The sequence below is a fragment of the Polyangiaceae bacterium genome (assembly GCA_016715885.1).
In the GTDB taxonomy this organism is placed as follows: domain Bacteria; phylum Myxococcota_A; class Polyangia; order Polyangiales; family Polyangiaceae; genus Polyangium.
Window position 1 is genome coordinate 609,968 of record JADJXL010000001.1, and the last position, 23,419, is coordinate 633,386.

Below are 23,419 nucleotides of genomic sequence, written 5' to 3' on the forward strand. Positions count from 1 at the left end.
GCACGACGACGCATTTCCTGGCCCACGCACCGAAGGTGGCCACGAGCTGCTCAGGATTTGGGAGAAGCCTCGAACCGCAGACGACCATCGAGCGAGTGCTCGGCGTAGGGTTGTCCTTCGGGGACATTGTTTACGTCGACGCGGAATTCCTTGTTTTGCTCCGACCAGAGCCGCGGCCAGATACGCAATCGCAACTTCCCCTCGGCATTGGCAATGACGGTGCCGACACTGTACCCATGACTTGCCGGTATTCCGGGCGGGAGCACATCGCCGTGAACGGCACCGGCAGCAATGCGCAGAATGCCTGCGCCGGATCCTGATCGAGCAAACTCGGAATCGGATTCGTGAACGTGGCCAAAAAGGTGCACGTGCGCGCGGCTTTGCACCCAGCTATCCGTGTCGCGTTGATCGGCGAGCCATCCACCGCGCAAGGGATGATGCGTGAGAACCAGGACGAGCTCGCGGTCTTTGTGCGCGTCGTTCAATGTGGACGCGAGCGGCTTTTTGCCCAAACGCAGCTTGCCGTGGTCGATGTCTCCGGCGGCGAGTAGTGCCGTGGGCAAACCAATGATGCGCACGGGAAGTCCATGGGTCGAGACGAATGCGTGGGCCCAAAAAAGTGGGTCGGGTGCTTGTACGGATGGATAGCCGGCGGCGAATGCGAGATATGCTGCCAAACGTGATGCGAGGAGCGCGCGATCGTCGGCGTTTTCGAGGATGTCGTCGACGAGGTCGTCTCCATCGCGCAGGCCTCGGATGAGGCGTGCCACATTGCGGTCCTTGCGGTCGACATTGCGATCGACGTCGTGATTACCGGGGACGACGAAGATGCGGTCGCGCGTGATGGCCAGCGTGGAGGCTACCTTGTCGAGCCAAACGGCGGCATCGGCATATTGCTCGGTGCTGCCGCTGAAAGCGATATCGCCGGTGAGGAGGATGCATTCCGGTGTGGGGATATCGCGTTCGTTCAATCGGGTGATATCGCGATGGAGCGAATCGAGCACGAGTTTTTGGTCCCATTGGTGGCTCGTGTTCCGATGGCCGAAATGCATGTCGGAGAGGTGAATCCACGAAAAGAGGACGTGCTCTTTGGGCGATTCTTTGGGGGCAGGGGATTCGGTCGTTACAGTGGGGCGAACCGTTTCCGATGCGGCATGGGTGGGCTTGATGAGATCTACGGCTTCGAGCAGCGGACGGAGCTCGGGGGCGGGATTGGCAAGCACGTGCTTGATGGCGTCCGCGTTTGTCTCGGGATTACGTGAAATGCACCGTTCATAGAGCAGATGCGAAAAGTGGACGAACGGATCCCTAATGTCCGGGGGGAACGGGAGCTTGTATTCGCAACCTGTAAACAGTGTCGCAAAGGCAGCATTCGCAATGACAAGCGCTGCCGTGAGACCGGACGGATTCGTCAACGTTTTGCAATGCCTTTCCCAGGCAGATGTTGCGCTTTCGACCAGTTTCAGCCGTGTCTGATTGAAACTGCTCGAATCGTTTGGCGCTACCCTAGGCGACTTCGTGAGAATCCGGTTCCAAAGCACTGCCGTGGCCGCTTCTGTCGCCGCCACTGATGGAGGATTCACCATCCAGCGCACGGTCACTCGATATATGAAAGCCCAATCCCGGATTCCCACCCCGCGCACAAGATCTATCTGTTTCGCATGTTTGGCGAGCAAGGGTTGAATTGAGGGTTCTTCGTCGAAGAAGAAAATGAGATCCACAAGCAGATCAGGCAGGTCCGAGCGCCTTTGCAACCATTCTACCGCGTCATTGGGAAAAGCATAAAGAAAAGATTCCAGGCGCAGCAGGTGAATCACTTCCCCTGGCTCTCGCGCCTGGATCCGCATTTCAGCAATCAGCTTACGCAGAATATCCCGTGTGCGTTCGCCAAACAGCCGCACTTCTTCCAGCGATTCAAACCACGTGCCGGGGAACGCTGGCGCCTGCAACCAGAATCCAATGGCCCGCCGCAAGATCTCTTTTCGGTCTCCCTCGCGAAATTCGAGATCGTCCCGAATGGCCCGCACCAGCGTCAACCATCCTTCGGGACTGCTCTTCCGCTCGAGCGCTCGCAAAATGGCTCCGACAATTTGATCGAACTCCGCTTCTCCGCCGCCGCCTCCGAGAAGCACGATATACAGCCGCAAGAGCAGTACTTCTTCCCATGCAGGATCGCCCAGGTGTTCGAGGAAAAACTCGGGCCCTTTGGGAAGATCGGTCCCGCAAAGAAATACCCATGCGGCAAGGTATTCTTGAAACGACAAGTGAATGAACGAGATCTGATCGTTGCCGCGATCCAAGAGCAATCCCGTTCCATCACAAACATAGTCAAGGAACGTTGACATTTCATCGCGAGCTTCGATATCGGTCAGCTCGGGGCGTTCGCGACGCGCTCGCACGAGATGTCGCCGTGCCAATGCATCGACCGCTTCGCGCCGAGAGACGAGACCGCGCGCTTCTTCATCTTCTCCGCCCTGATTTTTTTGCTGAATGAAAAAGGCCAAATGGGCGAGGTAGTCTTTTTGAGTCGACTCATTGAGGGCGAGTCCCTTGATACTCCTCGGGTTCTCCCCATCGCCGACTTTGGCTTCCTCCCAGGTCTTGAGGAGCATGTCGATGCATTTGTCGTACAGCTCGCCGCGGTCTTTAGGCAATCGGCGCAAACCCTGGTGAATGAAGGCCATCAGCGTGAGCAAGAGCGGATTACCGGCTAAACGTTTTACACCGGGCGTTCGACGTATCGCGGCCTGGAGTGACTTGGCTTGCGCGGCTGCTTCTTGCGGTTCACCGATTTGATGCTCGTACCAGCGCGTAACAAAATCGTTGATTTGCGTGTCGTCGAGGCGCGCGATGCGGTAATGGTCAAACGTCTCTGGGAGCCTGACGTTTTCGGTATATCCGTAAATGCGCGACGTGACCCAAAAGCGACTTTCGGGGTATTCGGCTTGGAAAGCGCGAATATATGCCGCAAGGGCGTGTCGAGCCGTTTCATTGCCCACTTCGTCGAGACCATCGAGCAGCACGACCGCTTCGCCCATGCGCAATGTCGCTTCGAAAAACGCGCGGTGCATGCTTGACAAACCGAATCGCTCGCGGGCATCGATTTCCAGGTAATCGAGGAACGAAAGGCCAGGCTGCTGCTTTTGGCGTCGCACGAAATCGCGCAGCGAGATGTGCATTGGGACCGTGCGCGGTGTAGGGGTAAAACCCGGGAAGGGGACCCCACCGGCGAAGACGAGCGCCAAATACGCCAGCAGCGTGGACTTGCCCATTCCGGGATCTGCAAGCACGACGCCATTCTTGCTTTCGCTTAGAGCACGTGCGAAGTTCAATGATTCTGCATTGTTCTTTTCCGGGACAAGACGGAGCGGAATGAAAAGCTCCGCGAGGGGAAGCTCGATACGGCTTTCACGTGGGCGGGCTTCAGGTGGAATTCCAAATGTTTTTAGCCGATCGTGAAAGCTTGTTAGTTTCCTTCGATAACGTGTCGCCAGTGTGCCAAAGTCGGTGCCGTCGTAGCCCGGCAGATAGGCACGAGCTTCTTCGGGGTAATAGCGGGCAAGGAGAGGGGGACATTTGCGAAGGAGCTGCTCAATCCAGGTATGGTCCCACGTGTAATTGCTGATCGTTGGGCTTCGCCAGGGCAAGGCGGGTAGTTCATCTTGAAATGTTGCGAGATCGTATGGAGTCACGACGACCCAGTGTGCGATTTTCTTGTCCTTCGCCGCGTCCTGGAATGTTTGACGTATTTCGTATGAGTCAATGTCTGGCCAATGAAACCAAAACGCAACGGTACCCGGCATGTCTGGAAGCCCGTCCGGCATGATGGCATTGCTACCTGCATCGAGCTTGTGAGTCGTAGATAAATGGAGGCGGCGCTGCCCCGCGTAGATCGGGAGGAGTTGGCGCAATAACCGCTCAAACTCCATGCCTCCGTCCGCATCCTGAGGTATTTTTTCCGTCAACGGTGGTAGCGTCGCACCGGTATGTCCAACTATAACAGCTCGCGCCTGCCGCACCCGTGGATCCATCGCAAATGCACGAAGTACTGGCGGGGCAGCGCGATACGCTGCCACCTGGACCGGATCGAGCGCCAATGCTTCCTCCGCCCGTTTCGCCAATGCTGCACCCGGATCCGCCGCGTTCCGAATCGCCGTCACAATATCTGCAACCGCCACTCCACGCGCCAACTCCTCGGCCGCCAATGTAATCGCTTCGGGCTCCAATTCGAGCATCGCCGCCAGTCGACCAGCCGCAGGCAACCCCGCCCGCTCCAATGCGCCAATCGCCTGGGAAACGTTCATCAACGCATCGAACACCGGCCACGCTTCGGGCGCTGTCCCTCGCGCATTCTCCAAAATGTTGCGCCCTCGACGATGCGCTCCATTCACGATCCGACGCACCCGCATGACGCCCCGCTCGTCAAATAGGTTCGTCCACGCAATCCACGCCGGCCCCGCTTCTTTTGCCGCTTTCTCCAGCACTTCGTCCGGCGCCGACGCACTCACACGAATCAGCTTTCGTTTCGGCAAGGCTGCCGCAAACACCTCGTCGAGTCCTCGACCACGGAAATCCACCGCCCACGCTCGAGCTCGCAATGCAGCTTGCAGCCCCTGAACCGCAAATTCAGGCGGACCCGCAGGACACTCGAAACGCCGCGAAATCCAATTGAAGAAATCCGGAGCTTTTTTGACGAGGTGCTCACTCACCGCTCGTTTGCACCACAGCACCACCTTGAAGGCTCGATCCGCCAAAATGGGGCGATTCAAATTCAACCATGTGGCATCTTCATGGCGTGCGACCAAGACAATGACCGCTCCCTGCGGCGCATCGTCCATCCGCGCGGCTTCGGTGATCACCCAAAGATCCGGGAAATCGAGCGACAAGCCACGCACCAACGGTCCGAGCTGCGCGTCGCTCGGGTCGTCGACGAGCACGATCGTGCCCAGCCGAATCAGCCGGAAATGATTCGCGATTCGCTCGATCCAGGGCGCTACTGAACGCGCACCAGACTCAACGTCAGGAGAGGATGCGGGTAAAACCATTCCGATTCGTTGGGGTAGGGTAAAAGGCGGCTGGAGGTGAGGAGCTCTCGTGCAATTTTTCCGTCGGGCAAACGATGATCAGGATCTTTTACGATGGCATGAAGCAAATCGATGTCGCCACGATGCATCCCGATTTCAACGAGCTGTCGCGCTTCCTTGATCACATCATCGACATGCGCAGCCGTGACGACACTCGCGTTGTCGTCGACTCCGCGCTCCGCGAGCATCCCAATGCTCTTGACGAAATCGCGCAAGAGTCCGCCAGAATAATAGGCGAGCTTATCGAGCAAGGGTAAAGGAACAAAGCTCTCCGCGCCCAAATCGCGCACGCGGCGGCGAAAGACTTCCCCCAAGAACGCCACGCCAGGGCCATGTTTTCGCGGATCCGCATGATCCATGACCGGCACGTTGTGCAGCGTCCGCAAGCGGAATACGCGCGCTTCCGTGACGGCTTTCTCATTGCGCAAGACGAATGGAGCACAAACCACGAGCGCACAATCCAGGCGCGCAATCATTTGCGAATGAAGAAACAGCGCCTTGGCATGCTCGATGTCCGTGACGCGATCCAGGCCGTCAATGATCATCAAAACGCGCCGATTGTAGCCTTGAAACGCGCCCAGCAAGAGATTGACCTTGTCCACGAGCGTCGTCATCAGCTCGTCTTGGTCATCGAGACGTTTTGTCCCTTTTCGGCCAATGGGCAGCGTCCATTTGCCAGCACCAGCGATTTCAGAGAGTACCTTGAGCCCTCCAGCGGCAAGCGCGCCCGCAGTTGCCGGTGCACCAAGCGCTGCTGCGACGGGAACCGCCGCACCCGAGACCGTGAGGCTGAGCGATTTGATTACAGCAAGAATGTCGATGCTCGGAGGCGCCGAGCCTTGTACCTGCGATGCTCGCGCGAGCCCTGTCCACGCTTCTGCAAGTTGTGACTGGAGATCAGGCGGGAAGTCATAACCAAGTTGATCCTTCGCTGCGCGAATCAACGCCAAACCCGCCAAAAAGCAAACCTCCCACGAGCTGACGTGCTGGAGGGCTTGAACGTCACCCACCACGGTTTGAAAGTGCCGAACCAGATCGAATACGATGACGAATTCGTCGCCTTTTTGCGCCCGGGCTTCGGCGATTCGGTAGAGCTCGGTGCTCTTGCCGCTGCCGACAGTCCCCAGGAGAAGAACTTTTTCGGGTGAAGCTGTTTGGCGATTGAGCGCATGCACGATCTTCGTTGCAGGGCTCTCGTCGCGTTCCGCGCGCCACTCGCGCGGCGGGACCCGCTCCGGATCGAAGCGGTTCATGATTTCGGCCCAAATCTCGCGCGGCGTGCCCGGCATGGCGCGACCCTACCACAGATTCCCCGGTCGGGGCCAAGAAGCCGGGTTTTTGGGGTCACGGATCGCACCGTCGTCCCGCGGGTGCAGACATCGTGCTTCTGACAACTCTTCCACGGACGACTGCGCGCGAGCGGTCGAACACGTCCGCAACCTGTCGCCGAGAGCACTTCTCGAAGCATCTGGCGGCATCACGCTCGAGCGGGAGTCACCTTGGAGCGCTGCGCGGAAGGCAGATCCGAGCTCGGGAGTCACCTTGGAGCGTTGCGCGGCAGTCCGATCCGAGCTCGGGAGTCACCTTGGAGCGTTGCGCTTGGAGCGTTGCGCGGAAGGCAGATCCGAGCTCGGTAGTCACCTTGGAGCGTTGCGCGGAAGGCAGATCCGAGCTCGGGAGTCACCTTGGAGCGTTGCGCGGAAGGCAGATCCGAGCTCGGGAGTCACCTTGAGCGTTGCGCGGCAGTCCGATCCGAGCTCGGGAGTATTATGCCGAACGCTTCGGCGTCACGAGGCTGAACGTCGAACGCGCCGTACGATCCGACGCAAGCGCGACGAGCGCCGACGAGCCGGGCGCAAAGCCGCTCGCAAGTCCAATGGTCGCATGAATGGCAAGAATCGCCCCGCTCGCCGCTCCCACATCACCAAGCTTTTCGGCAAGCGTACCCTGAACAGTCGATTCGGGATCGAAATGGTCTCGCAATCGATGAAGCACCATTTGCCAAGCCTTGTTGCGATGCCGCTCCATCGTTTGATCCACGAGAATCCACGGCGCACCCGCCGCTTCGCCCCTCGATTCCAGCGCTCCCGTCGCGGCACGCACCGCTTTGCGCGATAGCTGCGTCCATACTTCGGCAAGCACGTCGTCTTCAGAAGGCTCGCTGCCCACGTTCACGAAAGCGAGCTGCGACAGCGCGGTCAAACCATTGACGCGCCCGCCAAGCGCCACGAATGCACTCGCTTCTCCAGGAATGAACCCATTGGGCGCACGTTCGGAAAGAATGCGGTAATCGTCATCGAGCGCGCGATACGTCCGCAGATCGTGATAAGAATCGACCGCGCCGACGAGCACGATGGCGTCGCGATTCGCATCGAGATACTCCTTTGCAGCAACGAGCGCCGTCGCAAAAGCCTCCCGATCGCCGACCACCTTGGTGAACAATCGCTGATCGCCATCCAGTTCCGCATCGGCCAATTCGTCGATGACACGCGTATGATCGTCTGCGGAATGCCCTGCGCGAACTTCGGGAAGCGCCAAAAAAATACGGCCAACGCGCCCTCGACCACCCAGCGGCCCGAGCACTTCGCGCAATGCCGGAAGTGCAAGCGAAACGAGTCGTTCCCAGCCTTCGATTTCCTCGTGAATGGCAGGGACGAGCACTGCACCGAGCTGCTCGCCGCGTTTGTCTGCGTGACCAATCGTTCGCGGGCAAAACATACCCGCGCGAAGGCCAAATGCCGTCTGTTCGGCGGAAAGTCCCACGGCCGTACACGCGCCGACCGAATAAATCGAAGGCATCATTGCGGCGACCCCTCGTCCTGTGCATCGAGCCCGAGTCGCTCGAGATCGGCGGCGTGCGCCAATGCCGCCTCTTCGCGATACGTGGGCAAGAGCCGCTCGAATTCCGCAGCGAGGTCAGCGTCCTCGTCGAGCGTTTCGGCCATCGTTTCTTCGAGCGCGACGAATTCGCCGACGGAGAGCTTGGCTTCGGCGAGCACGCGTGCAGGATCCCGCACTTCGAGGTGCGCAGAAAGTTTGGCATAATCGGCAATATCGATTTTCTTGGCGGAAGCACGTATACGCGCCGGTTTCACTTCGATGTCCGATCCACCGTCGTCGTCTCCGAGGTCATCCGGCAGCTCGGCGCTTTCATTCGCGACGCGTTCACCTTGCGCCCATTCTTCACGCGACCAGGCAATTTCATCGAATCCATGCGACGCGAGCACCTTGTCCCGCTTCCCCGACGACAATTCCGACGATATCTGCGCGAATTCGTCAGCGCTGAGCACGCACGCGCCGGGGCCGTTTTCCCAACTCGAAAGGCGAGCCATGGTCATTTCCTCGTCCCGCAATGGCGGCGGCGCTACCTGCTTTTCGATGTCTTCGTTCGACGCAGCGAATGCAAAAACCGCGTGCGGAAGGCCGTCCTCGAGCAGCTCGATATGCGCGTCTTCGTCGAGGCCAGCGGGCAAGACGCCAATGAGAATGCGCTCGACGCCCGCACCCCACTGCGTATCGACGTAGATGCCTCGCCAAACCAGTTCCAATTCGTGACGATCCACGTCGGCGTACACGGAGTCGCAAAGCATTTCGACGAGGGTAGGGGCGTGGTCCTTGAAATGCACGAGCGCGCCTAGGGTGAACGCGAGCGACCCCGTGGGCCCTTGGAATCCGTCGACGTCCCAGCCGATGGTCGCATTTTCTCCGAGCAGACCGGCTCTTCGTCGCGGCGGGGCCAATTGAAAGGCTTCGAGGCCACGCTCGCTTTTCAACGAAATGCGATCGCGGAAAAAGGGCGGCCCTTTCCAGCCTGGATCCGGCGCCAAAGCGTCTTCGATATGTTTCGAATCGATTCGTAGCAAAAGAGCTCGTCCTCGCAAACCGGGCGAATGCTCGACGAATACGTCGGCGTCGTCCTTGACGGGCATTCCGTCGTCGAGCGTCGGGACGCGGCTCATTGCACTCGGCGCAAGCTCGGACGGCTCTCCGGGCAGCCAGGTATCGTGATCCAGGCTCACGCGTGTGCGCACCGCGAGCGACGACGCGAGCCTGCGATCGATGCGCCAATGGGTCACGCACGCGCCGGTCACGCCGGACCAGAACGTACCGCGAATGGGCACCCAGGCGACGAGATTGCGGGTCATGTGCCTCCCCCGAAGACGACCATATCGCCTTCCGGTATTTCGAACGGCCAGCGATGAATCTCGAATTCCTTGCTGACCTCCCAACCGCAAATATCGACGGCAGCCATCACGTTCACGACAATGTTGAACGTACTCTCCTTGCGGTGAATGACGGTTTGTTCTTTGTCATTTTTCATCAATTCGAACTTGGGCTGCCAAACGCCTGCGACGGATAGCTCGATCCTTCCAAATTCGCCAAACTTCCCGACCAGCGACAATTTGAGGATGCTGCTCAGTTGCCCATTGGCGCTGAAGGTCCATTCGTTGTATTCATCGACGCCGACCGTGCCCGAAACGCCAATCGCGAGATTGATGTCGACGACGAAGAAGATACCGGCGTTGATGCCGAGAACTCGGAGGATATCGAGGAAGACGGCGGCTGCGGGGGCGCACAGGTTGAGGTCGATTTCGAACGTAATCGTGAGTCCGAGGAGCCGCTCGAGGCCCACTTCGAGCTCCCAAGCCCTGTGGATCTGCCAAGCCTTGCGAGGTTTGTCGCCGCCCGTATCACGCTCGAGCTCTCGCCAGCCCATCATGAGATTCAAAACCGGTTCGCAGTCTTTGAGGTCTTTTCGCCCGCGAAAGAAGTAAATGGTGCCGCCGACGTCCCCTTTTTTGCCTGTGCTGCCGGGTTCGCCCATGAGGACGAATCCGTCGATCTTTTTGAAAAAATCCGCAATGAGGCTCACCAGATGCTTGATCTGGGCCACCGTGTTCATGAACGGAAAGTCTTTGAGCGCGGTGAGATCCACCTCGAATTCATCGACGGGGTACGCCTTCACGAGGGCATTTGCGCCCGGCGAGCAGCCATGCGCCTCGATTTGGATCTGCAATGGCTGGAAGGCGAACACCATCATGACCATTTTGTATGAATCGAGCGCGAGCCCTGCTTTGCTGAAGACCGCGTCAGCGGTGTCGGCGTTCTTTTTTCTCGCCTCTTGCTGGGCGTCGAAGTCGTCGAGCCGCCCTTGGGCACGCCCCTCGAGTCCCCTTTCTTGCCTGACGATTCTGCTTTTGTTTTTCCGCCCGCGGTCCGCCTTTGCATTGGCGACACGTCTTTTGGCGCGTTTGACCTTTTTCTTGAGCGCGTCGCGCTTGGCATCAGTGACCAAATCCTCACGCTCGGCACCAGCGTCGACTTCTTCTTCCTCCTCCACTTCGAGGAGCCAATCTTCCGCGAGCTCGAGCGTGGTGATATGGACCGGTTTGTCCGACCCTTCGACGGCTTCGGTGCCATTTTCTCCGACGAGCGTTTTGTTCTTTATTTCGGTCCAAGATGGCCCGGGCCAAGCGATCTCCCGACCATTGCGTGTGAGGACGAATGCTGCGTGTTTCGTCTCCTCTGCCGGCGGGTTCTTCTTCTTCTTGAACGTTTCGATATGACAATGGATGTCTTTTCGTTTTTCGGGATCCGTCTCGCTCGCGTTGACGCGATAAGCCGTGACGGTCACGACGTCGCCGATGTAGACGTGCAGCTCGCCATCCAAGGTCGATCGGCCGTGCGAGCATTCGAGTTTGATTTTTTCGACGGCGCATTGCTGAAAAAGCAGCTCGTCTTCGTCGATGATTTCCGTCGCATTGGGCGCCGGCGAAAATTGGCCCGGTCCATTGCGGCCATCTTGCACGGTCTTGTCGAACGTGCGGACGATCCATTTGCCCTCGACCTTCGTGTCGGGCGATTTTTCCGTGGGTTCGGCAAAAAATTTGAATGCGGGAGGCGTATTCTTGGCGAAACTGTGCGGCTTGTCGTACGTCGAAGGGCCGCCGCCGAAAGGAATCCCAATCTTGGATTCATGGTGCAGGACGTTGTGGCCCTCGATGAACGTGCGCTTGGCCGATTGTGCGACCGAGCATTTCGACGTTTCGATGTGGTTGTCATCCATCACGAGGCCCGTGAGCAGCACCTCGAAGTACGGCAGCGACACGCCGCTACTCTCCGCGATATGGCCCGAGCCTCGGGTCACGATTCCTTTTTTCTGATTCGTCGCCTTGGTCATGGTCACGCTCGCAAAAAGTAAGCTGCATCAAAAAAGGATACGGTACCCGTCGCCCATCAGAATCAAGAATGGGTTGATCTTGTATGCCGGTGCCTTCGCGGTCGCTGGATATCCGTAAATCACGGGGTTGCCGTCGCGTCTCGTGACCCGATGAAGTCTGCCGTCGGCGCAAGGCTCGAAGAACAATTGGTCCCGATCGAGCGGCTGCATCCAATAAGGTTCTTTGACCCGCTCCGCGACGAGCCGCCGGACGGTCTCCGGTGCGCTTGCTTGGACGCCATGAAATCGATGGTGCTCTTCGGTCTTCAATCGAATGGCTTCATACACACCATCCGGATCCGCTGATCGAAATGCTCGCACCATGGCTTCGAGCTGTGCGTAGGCCATTTCGTTGCCTTCGGGAGGAATGATGGTGCGCGGCGCGTCCATGAATACGGGCCGCTCGTGCGTCGAATCGACATCGAAGGACGCGACGCGCGTACCGAGCGGCGCCGGATCCGTCGGCGTCGCGAAGTCTGCTGGCCACTGAATGCTAGCAAGCTTCGTATTCGTCCGCATGTCTCGCATGAACACCGCAATGGCCGTCGTGGGCCCCACCTCGCCGCGTTTCATCGTGAGGGACATGGTGTTTTGCCCTGGAACGAGCCATTGATCAGGGGCGCTCGTGGTGCTGATCGTCTCGTTTCCTACGGCGCGATCATACACCGGAATACCATTGAGACAAACCATCATCGCCGTGTGGTGCGTGTGGTCGACTTGAAGACAATATACCGTTTTCATTTCGAGCCTCCGCGGCCCCGATCATTCTGCCCGGTTTGGCCCGCCGAAAAATCGTTTTTCCCGTCCGCCTTGGCCGTGATGTGGCTCGGACTGTCGATCACCGATCGCTCGCCCTCGAGGATCAGCGTCGTATCCTGCACCTTGAGCGTCAGCTTTTCTTTCGCGGACAGCACGAGCTCGCCCACGGTCATTTGGAGCGATTCGAGTCCCGAGACGAGGATGTCGGTCGCCGCATTCGCGATGTAATTGCCGCCAATCGTGGTCGTGCGGTTTTTTGAGGCTCGCTGGCCAATACGTTCCTTCGCTTGCTCGAAAAGCAATGCGCCGACGATCTCCACGCGGGCTTTCTCGACCGTCTGCGCGATCCCTTGTTTCGCCATTTCGATCATCGCACCTCCAACGAGCCTCGCTTCGGCGATTCGCGTCGAGCTTTCGTTGTTTTCCGGGCACATTTCGAGATCGAGCGCGCCAATCTTTTCGGTCGCGTTTTTCTGGACCCGCAGCTCGTCCATCGTATCGAATCGACGCATGTGCTTGGTCCCAATGGTGAGCTTCCGATTCTCCGTGACGGTCTCCGTGTGCGCACCTTTTACTTTCACCGTTCGATTGCGACCAATCGTCACCACCTGATCACCACCGACGCTCGAATTCCGCGTCTTCGCCACTGAAATTTTCCTCGTCCGACCCACTTTGATCGCTTCGTTTCCATCGACGATCCGCGAATCCGTCGAAAGCGTCGTTTCGGTCTTGTCGTTCTCCGTTTGCACTTCTTGATCACGCTGGGCATGAAAATAGATGTGCTCGAGCCCCGCGTTGTCGTTGATTTGGATCAAGTTGTCACCTGTGGAGCCATCGGGAGACCGCGGCGAAGTCAACGATCGAAGGGTCGTCCACATTCGGTTGGCTGGCAGCTTGGAATAAAATGTATCGGCTGTGTTGTACGTGCGGCCCAAAATGACGGGGCGATCGACGTCGCCTTCCAGGTGCTGCACGATGACTTCCCACCCCACACGTGGAATGCCCATCGAGCTGCCCGTATTGTCTTGCAGCGTGGGAATCCAATCCGAACAATTGTCGTCTTTGGGTTGAATGCGATCCCAAGGGAAATGCACCTTCGTTCGGCCCCATTCGTCGCAATGAATGTCCGCGCCTGCAGGCCCCGTGATTTTTCCGAGCATTCCACCGACAAGCGATGGGCGCGGCGTACGCGGCATCGGTCGGAAGGTGCGGTTCGCTTCGAGCGCTTCGAATGAAATCGCGAATTGCGTGCGATAAAGCTCCCATTCATGTTCCGCCTGGACGACAGCGAATTCACCGTCTTCGAATCCCGCCGGAAGCCCGTCGGCTCGAATGACCATATTGGGCGCAAGGGAGAGCTCGGTTGCCCGGCCTGCGAATCGATTCTGCGCAGCCGCAAAGGCTTCGGCCGTTTTTTGAGCTTTTTGCGCCGCACCACCGGGATCCGTCCTACCCGCGGGATATTCGTACCATTCGCCACCACCTGCAGCCGCACGAGCAGGAACTTCGGCCGTACCGACGACATCGAGCTTCGGCTTTTTAAAGTCGAAGTCGCGCATCGTCACTTTCGACGGCGCAGCAGAACCCGCATATCCAACATCGGTCAATGCCGACTCGGTCGTGAAAAACCCCGACGTCGGGACGAATCCAAGCTTCGTCCCCGAATGATCGTACGATGAAGGGGCATCGCCGAGCACGAGCGTGTCGCCCGTGCCCCGGTCCGTATAAAAAATGCCCTCGTCCTCGAGCAACCGGCTCACGAATGCAAAATCCGACTCGTTGTATTGAACCGTATAAGGCCGTACTTGATATGAGCTCGAAAGATGCTTCTTTACGCCAATGCCAAACGTCGCCAGCACCTTCGTGACGATATCGGGCACGTCCATGTCGCGAAAAACCCTCGAATCGACGCGATATTCCGCCAATGCGAGGCGGCTCGTGACATCGAGCTCCAGCACGGTTTGCACGACGCCAGGTGCCATTGCAGCCGCCGCTCGTTCGGCCCGCATGACGACGAATGCAATCGTCCGCACGTCCACGCCATGACGCTCGATGTGCAATTGCACGTCACCGCCGGCAAGGTCGTCCGGATCGATATCGTCTTCAATCGGTAGATTCACGGTCAAGCGAAAGCGACTCGGCTCCGACAACGCTTCGCGCCCTCGAACCGTTCGCGCTTCGAGCCTTCGACCTTGCAACGTGACGATGTATCGAATTTCGTGATGCTGCGCCACGGGATACCTCAATTGTGCTCGATGACCGCGGTGATGAGCTCCAGCTCTTTGCCTTCGAGCTCAATTTGTGGAGATGAAAACGTGAGGCCATCCGGCTCGACGGTGAGGACACTTTTACCGCAGCGAATTTCGATTTTATCGTGCGCCTCGATCAAGCCTTCTTTCGCGTCACCGCTGAGCTTTCCGACGACCGTCCAGGTGCCCTTTTTGCTGGAATCCTCGTTGATGGTCGTCCCTGCTTCGAGCATGACTGAACCCCCAATCATTTCGGTGGTGTTTTTCGCGGAGCTGTCGGTGATGCTGTAACCCGATTTCACGTATTTCATGCCGCCGACCGTTTCGAGCCAGACAGGGCCTACCCGGCGGCTGACGGATTGCCCGGCAATTCGCAACAAGACACCCCCGACGAGCGTCAATGCGTTTTTCGCCTCGCGGCTGATCTGCCCGAGCGATATGTCGATGAGCGCCGCCCCCACTTTTAGCTTGCGATCTTTCCCGACGGTCGTGGAATGCCCCATTTTCCCACGGATGGTTCGTCCACCGCCAATGGTGATCGTTTCATTTTCATGGACCGATTTGCTCATGTCACCATCGACTTCGATGATTTCGTCACGGCCGATCACCGTGGTCTGGGTCAGCTTGACATTGCTGTTTTTCCCCTGATTCACGGTGATGGTTTGCTGACCGTCGACGAAATGCCGAGCATCGTTGTGGATGATCTCGCTCTTCGAATATCGCGTGAGGATCTCGGTGTCTTTCGAGGCGTGGATGAACATGACTTCGGCGCCCTTTTTGTCCTCGAAATGAATTTCGTTGAACGAACCGCCGCCGGGCACCGTGGCGGTTTTGTAGACGACACGCGTCTTGGTTTCTGGCAATCCATACGGCGGCACATGCTCGCCGTCGAAAATTCGGCCAAGCCCGATGGGCATATCCGCCGAGCCGCGTTGACCGATGGTCGCGAGCACCCAGCCAGTTCGCGGAATCATCATGCTGGCGGGCGCGAGACGCTGGGTGGCGCGTAACCACGTGCCCGACGATGCATTGAAGGCACCACCGCGATCCCAATGCAATTGCGCGCGGACCTGAGCTGATTCGTCAGGAAAAACCTCGTCACCGGCGCCGGCCGTGACGATGGCATGCGACAAACCATTGTGGGATCGGCGCGCTTTCGGAGGCTCCGGCTGCGGCGCGCTCGAACCGCTCGCAGCCGCAAAGCCAAAGGTGAACGAATTGAAGCGCGACCCGGCGTCGTCGGAACGTTCGGCGCTGACCGAAACGGATTGGATGACGTATTTGCCCGCAATGTCGCCGCCATCGTCGATGGGTAATGAAATGCCAGGCGCAAATCGAACCGATCGAACGACGCCGGTGATTCTTTGCGCATCCGCTCGTCCTTGCGCCTGCTTCATGAGGCTACCGCCGACGCTTTTCAATCCCGGCACTTCGAGGACGTATTCGTACGACTCGTATCCGCCTTGCCCTGCCTTTTCGGAGACGTCGAGCGCTGGTTTTCCCCAGCGAAACCCCTTGGCCGCGTGCGCCGTGAAACCAGCCGCATTGCCCGACCCGAGCTCCACGATTCCTTCGTCGACCCCGCCGATGAACGACTCGGTCAGCACCGGAATGGCGTCTCCTTCGAGCGGATCGGCCGCGGAAAACCCATCCGCAATGACGAGCGAGCCTCCGCGCGCATGATCGAACCAATACATGAGCCCCGCATCGGCAAGCGTACGTGCAATGAAGTCCCAATCGCTCTCGTCTCGCTGCACACGATAGGCGATCGTCCCGCCGTTTGGAAAAGCAAACCGCGTCGAGCCTGCGTGCCGGCCGAGAACGGTCTGCAAGATGTCGAGAATCGTCGACGATTGAAATGTCCGCGACGCTTTGCCCAACGTGAGATCGAAAATCACCGGTCGAAGCACGATGCGAATTTCGCCTTGCTCATTGTCGTAGGCTTTTGCACGCGCCCGCTCGATGAACCCTCGAATGCTGCGCGAACGCCCGTCGACGTCCACCAGCACGAGCGTCCCTTCCGCACCGATGACCGAAGACGCGCTCGGCAATGGCAATGTCGCCGAACAGCCGATTTCGTACGTGAACAGCGTCGATACGCCTTCCGATCCTTCGACCGCGAATACCTCCAAGCTCGATCCCGATACCTCGAAGGTTGCATGACTTGCTGCATTTCGCATGACGTCCCTCCTCCTAGTCTCGGGTCACGTTGTCCGGAGCGCCTTTGATCCGGATACGATCTTTCGAGGTCAGCTTGAGAGATCCCTCGATGTTGATTTTGCTCGGCGTCAATTCGATCGAAAGGTCGCCCTTTTTCAGGTGCGCTCGCTTTTTTGCTTCGATGGTAATGGTTTGCCCGCGCACTTCGAGCTTCTCTGCCGCCGTCATCTCCGCATTACCTGCGATTGTAACGTTGGATTCTTCGGCTGAATGAGCCACGTCTTTGCCTGCTTTTTTCAGGACCATTCCGCCAATCAAGCGCGTGAAGCTCCCCGCGCTCGTATTCGCCACGTCACCGTTCTTTCCGATGAGGACGCGAAGACCCCCGATGACCTCGGCCAACATTTTTTGCACGTTTTCGGAGACGCCTTCGCCTGCGAGGGTGATCATGGCTCCCCCCACCGTTTTTTTCAGGGTTCCGCTGACCGCACGCGTGATTTGCCCCGAAAGAAGGCTCTTGAGTGAAGGTGGTTGGACCGCCTTTTTCAATGATGACGTCGCGGATTCTTTCAAGGAAGCCGGCGTGGGTATGGATTGTTTCAGACTCGATCCGAGCGATTCTTTTGCCCCTGCCGGGTTTTGCAAGGCTTGTTGCCCGAGCTCTTTCAGATCGGGCTTTTTCGGCGCGGAAGGAAGCGCGCTTTTCAACGCATCGAGTGGATTGGGCGGCTTCGGAGGCGTAATGCCTCCCGCGATCGTCATGCGCAATGCGCCCACGATTTCCTGTTCGTTTTTGGTCACGTCGAGCCCGATCGCGCCACCGACGGTCACCGTTTCATTGCCGCCAATCGTCTCGGTGCGGTTCGATTCGACCGTGAGCCCTTCATCTACGCCAATGCGAACCTTGTGATCATCCCCCACATGCATCGTCTGGTGCTTGTCCACGCGCCGCGACGTATTGTCCTCGATCGTGTACGTTTCATCGTGACCAACCCATTCTCGCTTATCGTGCTCGACGACGATGAGATGTTGGTGCTGGGCCCTCATGTAAATTTTCTGCGCGCCACTCGTATCGTCGATCTTGATTTCGTTGTACCCGTTTTTCCCCGGATAACTTTCGGTGCGGATGACCATCACGTTCTGATGCGCAGGTTGCCCGTAAATGGGAATCATTTGCCCATTGATCATCCGGGCAATCACGATGGGACGATCGGGATCCGAATGCAGATACTGGATCGCGACCTCCCAGCCGATACGCGCCAGCGTCATCGAGCTCGATGTCTCTTGCAAAACGCGTAGCCACCGCGAATCCTCGTCGGTCCCTTTGGCTTCGCGATCCCAATGAAATTGCACTTTGCAGCGCCCGTAGACGTCGGTATGAATTTCTTCGCCAATCGGCCCACGAACCATGGCCGTGTCATACCCGCCGACTTCGGGCCTTGGCGTGCGAATTTCGGGGCGAAATGGAATGGAAAGCGGAGTGGCCTCGAATCGATTCTTCAGCGTCGTTACATCGTCGCTGGCATGACGAAATTCGTGCGTCACCGACACGAGAAAATAGTCGCCCGCGAACGAAATACCATCGGCGTGCGCGATCGAAATCGATCGATTCGTGCGGAGCATGATGAACGACGTCTCTCCGGAAACGTACCGCTTGCGCGCTTCGAACGATTCGACGCGGAGACGCGCCAGGGTTTTGCCTTGATCGGGCAGGCGATAACCCGTGGGATAATCGTAGTTTTCGAGCGCCGTGTCCCGAGCCCCGGCGACCGATTGAATCAAATCGAGGTCCGGTGTTTTCCAATGATAATCGTTGACCGTCGCACGCCCGGTGCCCACGCGCGTGCCTCGACCCAATGCAAAAAGCGCCTCTTCGCCGTGCGTCAGGGCATCTTGCGCCGTAATCAGCGCGAGCGACCCGTGAGGACCGAAAGGATCGGCCGCCGACGATTGATCGGCGAAGACGACCGTGCCGTCGTCTTCGATGGCATAATAAATACCTTCCTTTTCGAGCAACCGAGAAACGAAGTCGAAATCGATCTCTTCATATTGCACGACATACGGTAACGACCACGGCTCCCGGACGATTTCGAATCGGAAAGGCACTCGGCCGCCAATCACCTGCGAAACGATCTCCCGTGTCGATTGATCGCGAAACTTGCGCGTATTCTTGGAGAGCCTTAGAAACCACATCGCCGCGCGCAAATCGAGCTCGAACGCGAGAAGCCCTTCGCGGTGCCCGAGAAACTTCGACGAACGCACCCGCAATGACACGTCGCGAACCGCTCTGCCGCCGACCGTGAAGACCAATCGAGCATCGCTATCGACCATCGAGCCGAACCCAGGATCCGATGCAACGCGTAATTCGACCGTCGCCCACGTCGGGGTGCTCAATTCTTCGCGGATGATCGCATGGCGTACAGGGAATGCTCCCGCGCCCGTTTCGAGCCGCATTGCCCTCATGTCGAGATTGCTCATGATCCTCCCTCCAATAAGCTAGACGGCCCTTCGTGAAACTTGATTTCGTCCGGCAACGAGCTCGGCGTCGTGACGCGAATGGCCGTGAGCGCCTCCCATTTACGCGGGAGTTTCCGGCGAGCGACATACAATAGCTCGACGATACGCGCATCGGCATCGACGAAAACCCGCACGAGGCTCGCTTCGGACATCACCGGATCCTGACGCTCGACGTGGGTCGTCACGACGACCCTGTATTCGGGCACTTGCAAACGTACGGCCTCTTCACCGTACAAGCCGGCCATTTCAATGACGAACGGCGTCATCAGCGGTCGCGGCGAACGCTGCTCGGGCAATGCGTCGGAGTGAAACAGCGGATCGCGATCCCGTGGCGGAATGGGCGATCGATTGTCGCGCCAATCCTTGTCGTACGTTCCAACGAGCGATCGTCGCGGCTCCCAACCGCAATCGATGGGGGCAAAGCACCCGCTGGTCAGCGCGAACGTCGTTAAATCAGCGGGCTCCAGACGATACGCCTCCTTGCCCACCAATGCTTCCGGGTGTTTGGAAAATCCACAGCCGATCGGATTTCTCGCTTCGTATTCGTCACCGTCTCGACCGCCGAAGACATGATCGAATCGCAGCGGCGTCGCAACGATTGCGGCCGCGGGGCCCGGCTTTACACCGAGCGGCGATTTCATGTAAACACGCGGGCCGTACACTCGAATCGACTTTTTCATCGGGCCCACCGAAAACGACACGATCCGCGTCGTCGCAGGCACGCGTCCGGGCAAACACGTCCCCACGAGGAGCACGTCGGTGCCCGGCCGATCGAGCGGAAAGTCATGCGGAAAACGCACGCCGCCGACGCCATCGCCCACGTCGTAATGCCGAAGAGGTCGCGCCGTCAAACGAAGCGCGCCTGCCATATCGAATCGAAGCGATAGTTTGGATGCGACGATGAGCACGTCATGGCCATCGTCCGCCATTCGATCCACGGCGTCGACCACCGTCGATGTGGAACTTTTTACGAGGTGGGAAAAACTCATGACCGCCTCGTCGGTGCGGGCCAACCGGCTCGTTTTGCAAGCTCGAGCCACTCGCGCTGCGGAGCGAGCCAGCCTTCGAGGTCGATCGGTATCGCACGTGCACCGAGAATGCGCGCCTCGAACACCAGGTTTTCCCGTGTGCGCATCAGCGTTTCGGGGTGTTGCAACTCGTCGACGATGGCCGACGGTTGAAATGGTTGGCCCTGACGAACCCGGCTCGCACCTTTCGGAACGTCGAACGCGTGCACGCCTTTCAACCATTCTTCACGCGCACGCACGCGGCCTTCCGGCGTCGGTTCGTCTTGTTCACGAATGCCCGTGATGCGCTCGATCGGCGCGACGCACGCGTCCGCTCGCCATGGCGACGAGCTGCGCCGCGTGTATTCCTCGCGCAGAAAGGCGAGCGCTTCCGGCGTTCCCAACGTCGCGAGCGCTGCCAATGCGCCGTCCGTCACGGCCGCCAGCGCGATGAGCTGCTGCGTGTCGCGCGTTTGTCCCAGCGCTGCAAGCGCCTCGGCTGCGCGGGCTGCGCGCTCCGTGTCGACCTCGGACGCGCCATCCTTCGTGCCCCGCCGAACCACTTCACGCAGGTGCGGCGCTCCGACTTCGGGCGCTAAGGTTGTCAAGACGCACGCCACGTGCGCTGAGATCGCGTCTTCCGCGAGCAGCGGCTGAAGCACACGGACGACGCTCGGCGCATCCGAAAGGACGGACGCAGCCGTCACTGCGCGCGTGGCCACGTCCGCATGGGGATGCTCGACGAGCTCCAGAAAACGCCCCTCGATGGGTTTTCCGAGGCGAACCAAGATATCGAGCGCGGTACAAAGAAGCTCGGGACGGTCGTCCTCGTCGAGCAGCGACAGCGCGATGGCCGCTCGATCGGGATTCGAGCCAAGACAAACCGCATCGACCAATCCTTCACGCATTCCATCCGGCGCCTCGATGAGCACCTCGCGCATCGCGTCCATCGCGCGTTCGCCCTCGGTACACGCGAGCAGGAACGCCGGGACAAACCATCGCCAAGGTTCCGCCACCGGTGATTCCTCGGCGCGCGCGCGTGCTGCGCGCACGATGTCCAAGCGAATCGGTCCGCGACTCAACGTAACGGCGGCGTCGAGCAGTTGAAGCAGCCGATCCTCGAAGCCGGCGCCGATGGTCCAAGGTTCGTCCGGTGCAGGCGCACGCAACAGCGCGAGCGACGCGAGCTCGTCGAGCACGTCGCGTGAAAGCGCACGCAGATGCGTCTGCGCGCCCGGCTCGACGAAGTTCGCCGTCCAGGTTTCCGACGTGTTTGGCACGACGAACCCCGGTATCCGATGCAGCGCGGGGACGCCACCCATCGACGCACGCAGAAACGGATGCGCTGGCGCCGCCGCTGTTTCACGTGCGGTCGGACCTCGCCTCGTCTGCGCAAGCCGCACGACATGTGGCTCGATTTCGGTGATGTACTCAACGATTTTGGCAAGCTCGGCGCGATGATTTGTGCTTGTGGATACAGTTGATGTGGTTTCGCGTGCCGCGGCGATCAGGGTATCGAATGCGCGCGTCCACCCTTCGGTTCGGGCGTCATCGACGAACGACGCGAGCGCTGAGCGCAGGGGTGCGGTCGCATCGGCCGCGAGGGAGCGTCGAGCACGCTGGGCTTGCAGCAGATCTCGCACGACACCGAGGCGTTCGCGCACCACGCGTTCGTCGTGGCTCATTCGATCGGCGAGGTCATGCGCGTGACCGTCACCACTCGCCGCCAGATCGCTCATACGCTGCTCTTTCGAGCGGAGGCTCGTTTAGCGGCGCGCCATTCGAGCTCGGTGAGCCCGTGTTCGGCGAGGATTTGCTGAATGGGCCGCTCACCTTTCCAGATGGCTCGCTGAATGAGGCGCAAGCGAGCTTCCGTGGAGTCGGGTTCGGGCGAGCGCTTGGTTTCTTGGATGGCTTGCGGCGTGGTTGCTGGCGGCGCCACGACGGGCGGCGCCACTGCTGGCGGCGCCATGACGGGCGGTGCCATGACTGGCGGGCTTGGTGCTGGCGGGGCTGACGGCAATGGCACGGCCCGTGTGCTTGGCGTGGGGCTGTCGGCGCCGAGTTGCATCCATGCGGCGAGGCCCGTGGGGGCGGGCGTATCCGTGGGGGGCTTGAACGGAGGCGGTTCGGCGCGTGTCAGCGCTTGTTCGCGCGGTCCACCTGCGAATGGCAACACGGGGGCATTCTGGACGTTGAGCCCCGGGATCAGCGTATGGGTGCCATCCCCGACGGCCACCCTGTCGTTCATTTCTCTCCTCGAGCTGATCGAAGATGCCGGCGGAAAGGCAGATGGGGACGCGGATTTCGAGAACGGCAGTGCCGTTGGAGCACGCCCCGTAATGCCTGGGATCATCGTGGTCGTCGAATCGAAGTCGTCACTCATCCAAGCGGGCGTGGACGGCTCCGACAATTCCGGGCACGTGACGACGACGCGCCCAGGGCGATCGGGACGGTCCATCACCACGAGACCTCGCCACACGAGCATGGCGAGCCCCCGATTCGTGTCGATGACGAGCGTATCGCACCGCAGCTTGAGCGGCTCGGGGCCGGCGCCTTGATCGACGGTTGCGGAAGGCGTCACGGCGGCGAGACGCGTGGACAATCGCGCGAGATCCGGGTGCAGATTTTCGAGATACAGGACCTCGTCGGCAAAGGCCGCCGATCGCTGCTGATCGGCTGGTGCTGCATTCATGTACGCAAGGTCGATGTCGCTTGGCAGCGGACGCTCGTGCCAACGCTGCGGATCCCAGCCGGCCGCGTGCTGTTGCAAGCATCCGAAACGCGATGGCCATAGCGGCGAAATGGGCGCATACCCCACGGGAGCGATCGATGCGCCGGGGCGCGGCAATTCGAACCCTGGCGGATACAGGTTGGGTGCAAGGGCCCATTCCGACGACGTCGTGCGAGCTGCCCCGCCGAACGGTTTGCCCACGGGATTGTCCTGCCCTCCCACGGCACGTTCCCAAACGAGCGGCATTCGCACGAACGTAGCCGGTTCGCCCACTCGCCCATCGGCGGTCACGTACCGATCTCCCACCACCAGGATCGACTTGTCGATGTCCCCCACGACGAGCCGCGTGACGACGGACGTCACCGGCCGACCCTCGGGCGCATACGCGTCGCCCACGAGAAGAACCTCGGGGCGTTTTTTGAAAGGCACGAGATCGGTCGAGCGCAAGAGGCTTCCCGTCTCGGTCCATTCGTCTGCCTCGATGACGGGTTCTTGCTGCTGGGCAAGAGGCGACACGCTTGGCTGGAGGTCGAAAGTCGCTTTGCAAACGACGGTAAAAGCAAACCCGCCATGCCCCGGTCGCCAAATGACCTTTGCAACGGGGATTGTCCCTTGCGCTATGAGATCCATGTCAAGCTTTCTCGGTACATTCGCCCGCACGCGGCCCTGCTCGGCAACGAACGGCGCCG

At 59.5% G+C, this 23,419-nt stretch carries 12 protein-coding genes; all 12 read right to left on the minus strand.

Annotation, left to right across the window (positions count from 1 at the left end):
- Nucleotides 1-50 precede the first annotated feature (50 nt).
- Nucleotides 51-4,937 carry a metallophosphoesterase gene (locus IPM54_02595; GenBank protein ID MBK9258706.1) on the minus strand — a complete coding sequence of 1,629 codons (4,887 nt, stop codon included), beginning with the start codon at nt 4,935-4,937 and terminating at the stop codon, nt 51-53.
- Nucleotides 4,938-4,993: 56 nt separating this feature from the next.
- A complete protein-coding gene (locus IPM54_02600; GenBank protein ID MBK9258707.1) occupies nt 4,994-6,373 on the minus strand; it encodes a hypothetical protein in 1,380 nt (459 codons plus the stop codon).
- A gap of 478 nt (nt 6,374-6,851) precedes the next feature.
- Nucleotides 6,852-7,886, minus strand: a complete 1,035-nt coding sequence (locus IPM54_02605) for a hypothetical protein (GenBank protein MBK9258708.1) — start codon at nt 7,884-7,886, stop codon at nt 6,852-6,854.
- Entirely contained in the window at nt 7,883-9,229 is a 1,347-nt protein-coding gene (locus IPM54_02610) for a hypothetical protein (protein MBK9258709.1), read from the minus strand. The genes IPM54_02605 and IPM54_02610 overlap by 4 nt, the downstream gene beginning before the upstream one ends.
- The gene (locus IPM54_02615; protein MBK9258710.1) at nt 9,226-11,265 is read right to left on the minus strand and encodes a hypothetical protein; all 2,040 of its coding nucleotides are present in this window, start codon (nt 11,263-11,265) and stop codon (nt 9,226-9,228) included. Before IPM54_02615 ends, IPM54_02610 begins: the two co-directional genes overlap by 4 nt.
- A gap of 27 nt (nt 11,266-11,292) precedes the next feature.
- The gene (locus tag IPM54_02620; protein ID MBK9258711.1) at nt 11,293-12,045 is read right to left on the minus strand and encodes a hypothetical protein; all 753 of its coding nucleotides are present in this window, start codon (nt 12,043-12,045) and stop codon (nt 11,293-11,295) included.
- Nucleotides 12,042-14,297 (minus strand): type VI secretion system tip protein VgrG, encoded by a 2,256-nt coding sequence (gene tssI / locus IPM54_02625; GenBank protein MBK9258712.1) that lies wholly within the window; start codon nt 14,295-14,297, stop codon nt 12,042-12,044. The genes IPM54_02620 and tssI (IPM54_02625) overlap by 4 nt, the downstream gene beginning before the upstream one ends.
- An 8-nt stretch (nt 14,298-14,305) precedes the next feature.
- Nucleotides 14,306-16,492, minus strand: coding sequence for a type VI secretion system tip protein VgrG (gene tssI / locus IPM54_02630; GenBank protein ID MBK9258713.1), 2,187 nt, complete (start codon nt 16,490-16,492; stop codon nt 14,306-14,308).
- A gap of 13 nt (nt 16,493-16,505) precedes the next feature.
- Nucleotides 16,506-18,950 carry a type VI secretion system tip protein VgrG gene (tssI, locus tag IPM54_02635; GenBank protein MBK9258714.1) on the minus strand — a complete coding sequence of 815 codons (2,445 nt, stop codon included), beginning with the start codon at nt 18,948-18,950 and terminating at the stop codon, nt 16,506-16,508.
- Entirely contained in the window at nt 18,947-19,978 is a 1,032-nt protein-coding gene (locus IPM54_02640) for a DUF2169 domain-containing protein (GenBank protein ID MBK9258715.1), read from the minus strand. The genes tssI (IPM54_02635) and IPM54_02640 overlap by 4 nt, the downstream gene beginning before the upstream one ends.
- Entirely contained in the window at nt 19,975-21,735 is a 1,761-nt protein-coding gene (locus IPM54_02645) for a hypothetical protein (protein ID MBK9258716.1), read from the minus strand. Before IPM54_02645 ends, IPM54_02640 begins: the two co-directional genes overlap by 4 nt.
- Nucleotides 21,732-23,360, minus strand: coding sequence for a DUF2169 domain-containing protein (locus tag IPM54_02650; GenBank protein ID MBK9258717.1), 1,629 nt, complete (start codon nt 23,358-23,360; stop codon nt 21,732-21,734). Before IPM54_02650 ends, IPM54_02645 begins: the two co-directional genes overlap by 4 nt.
- Between the last annotated feature and the right edge of the window lie 59 nt (nt 23,361-23,419).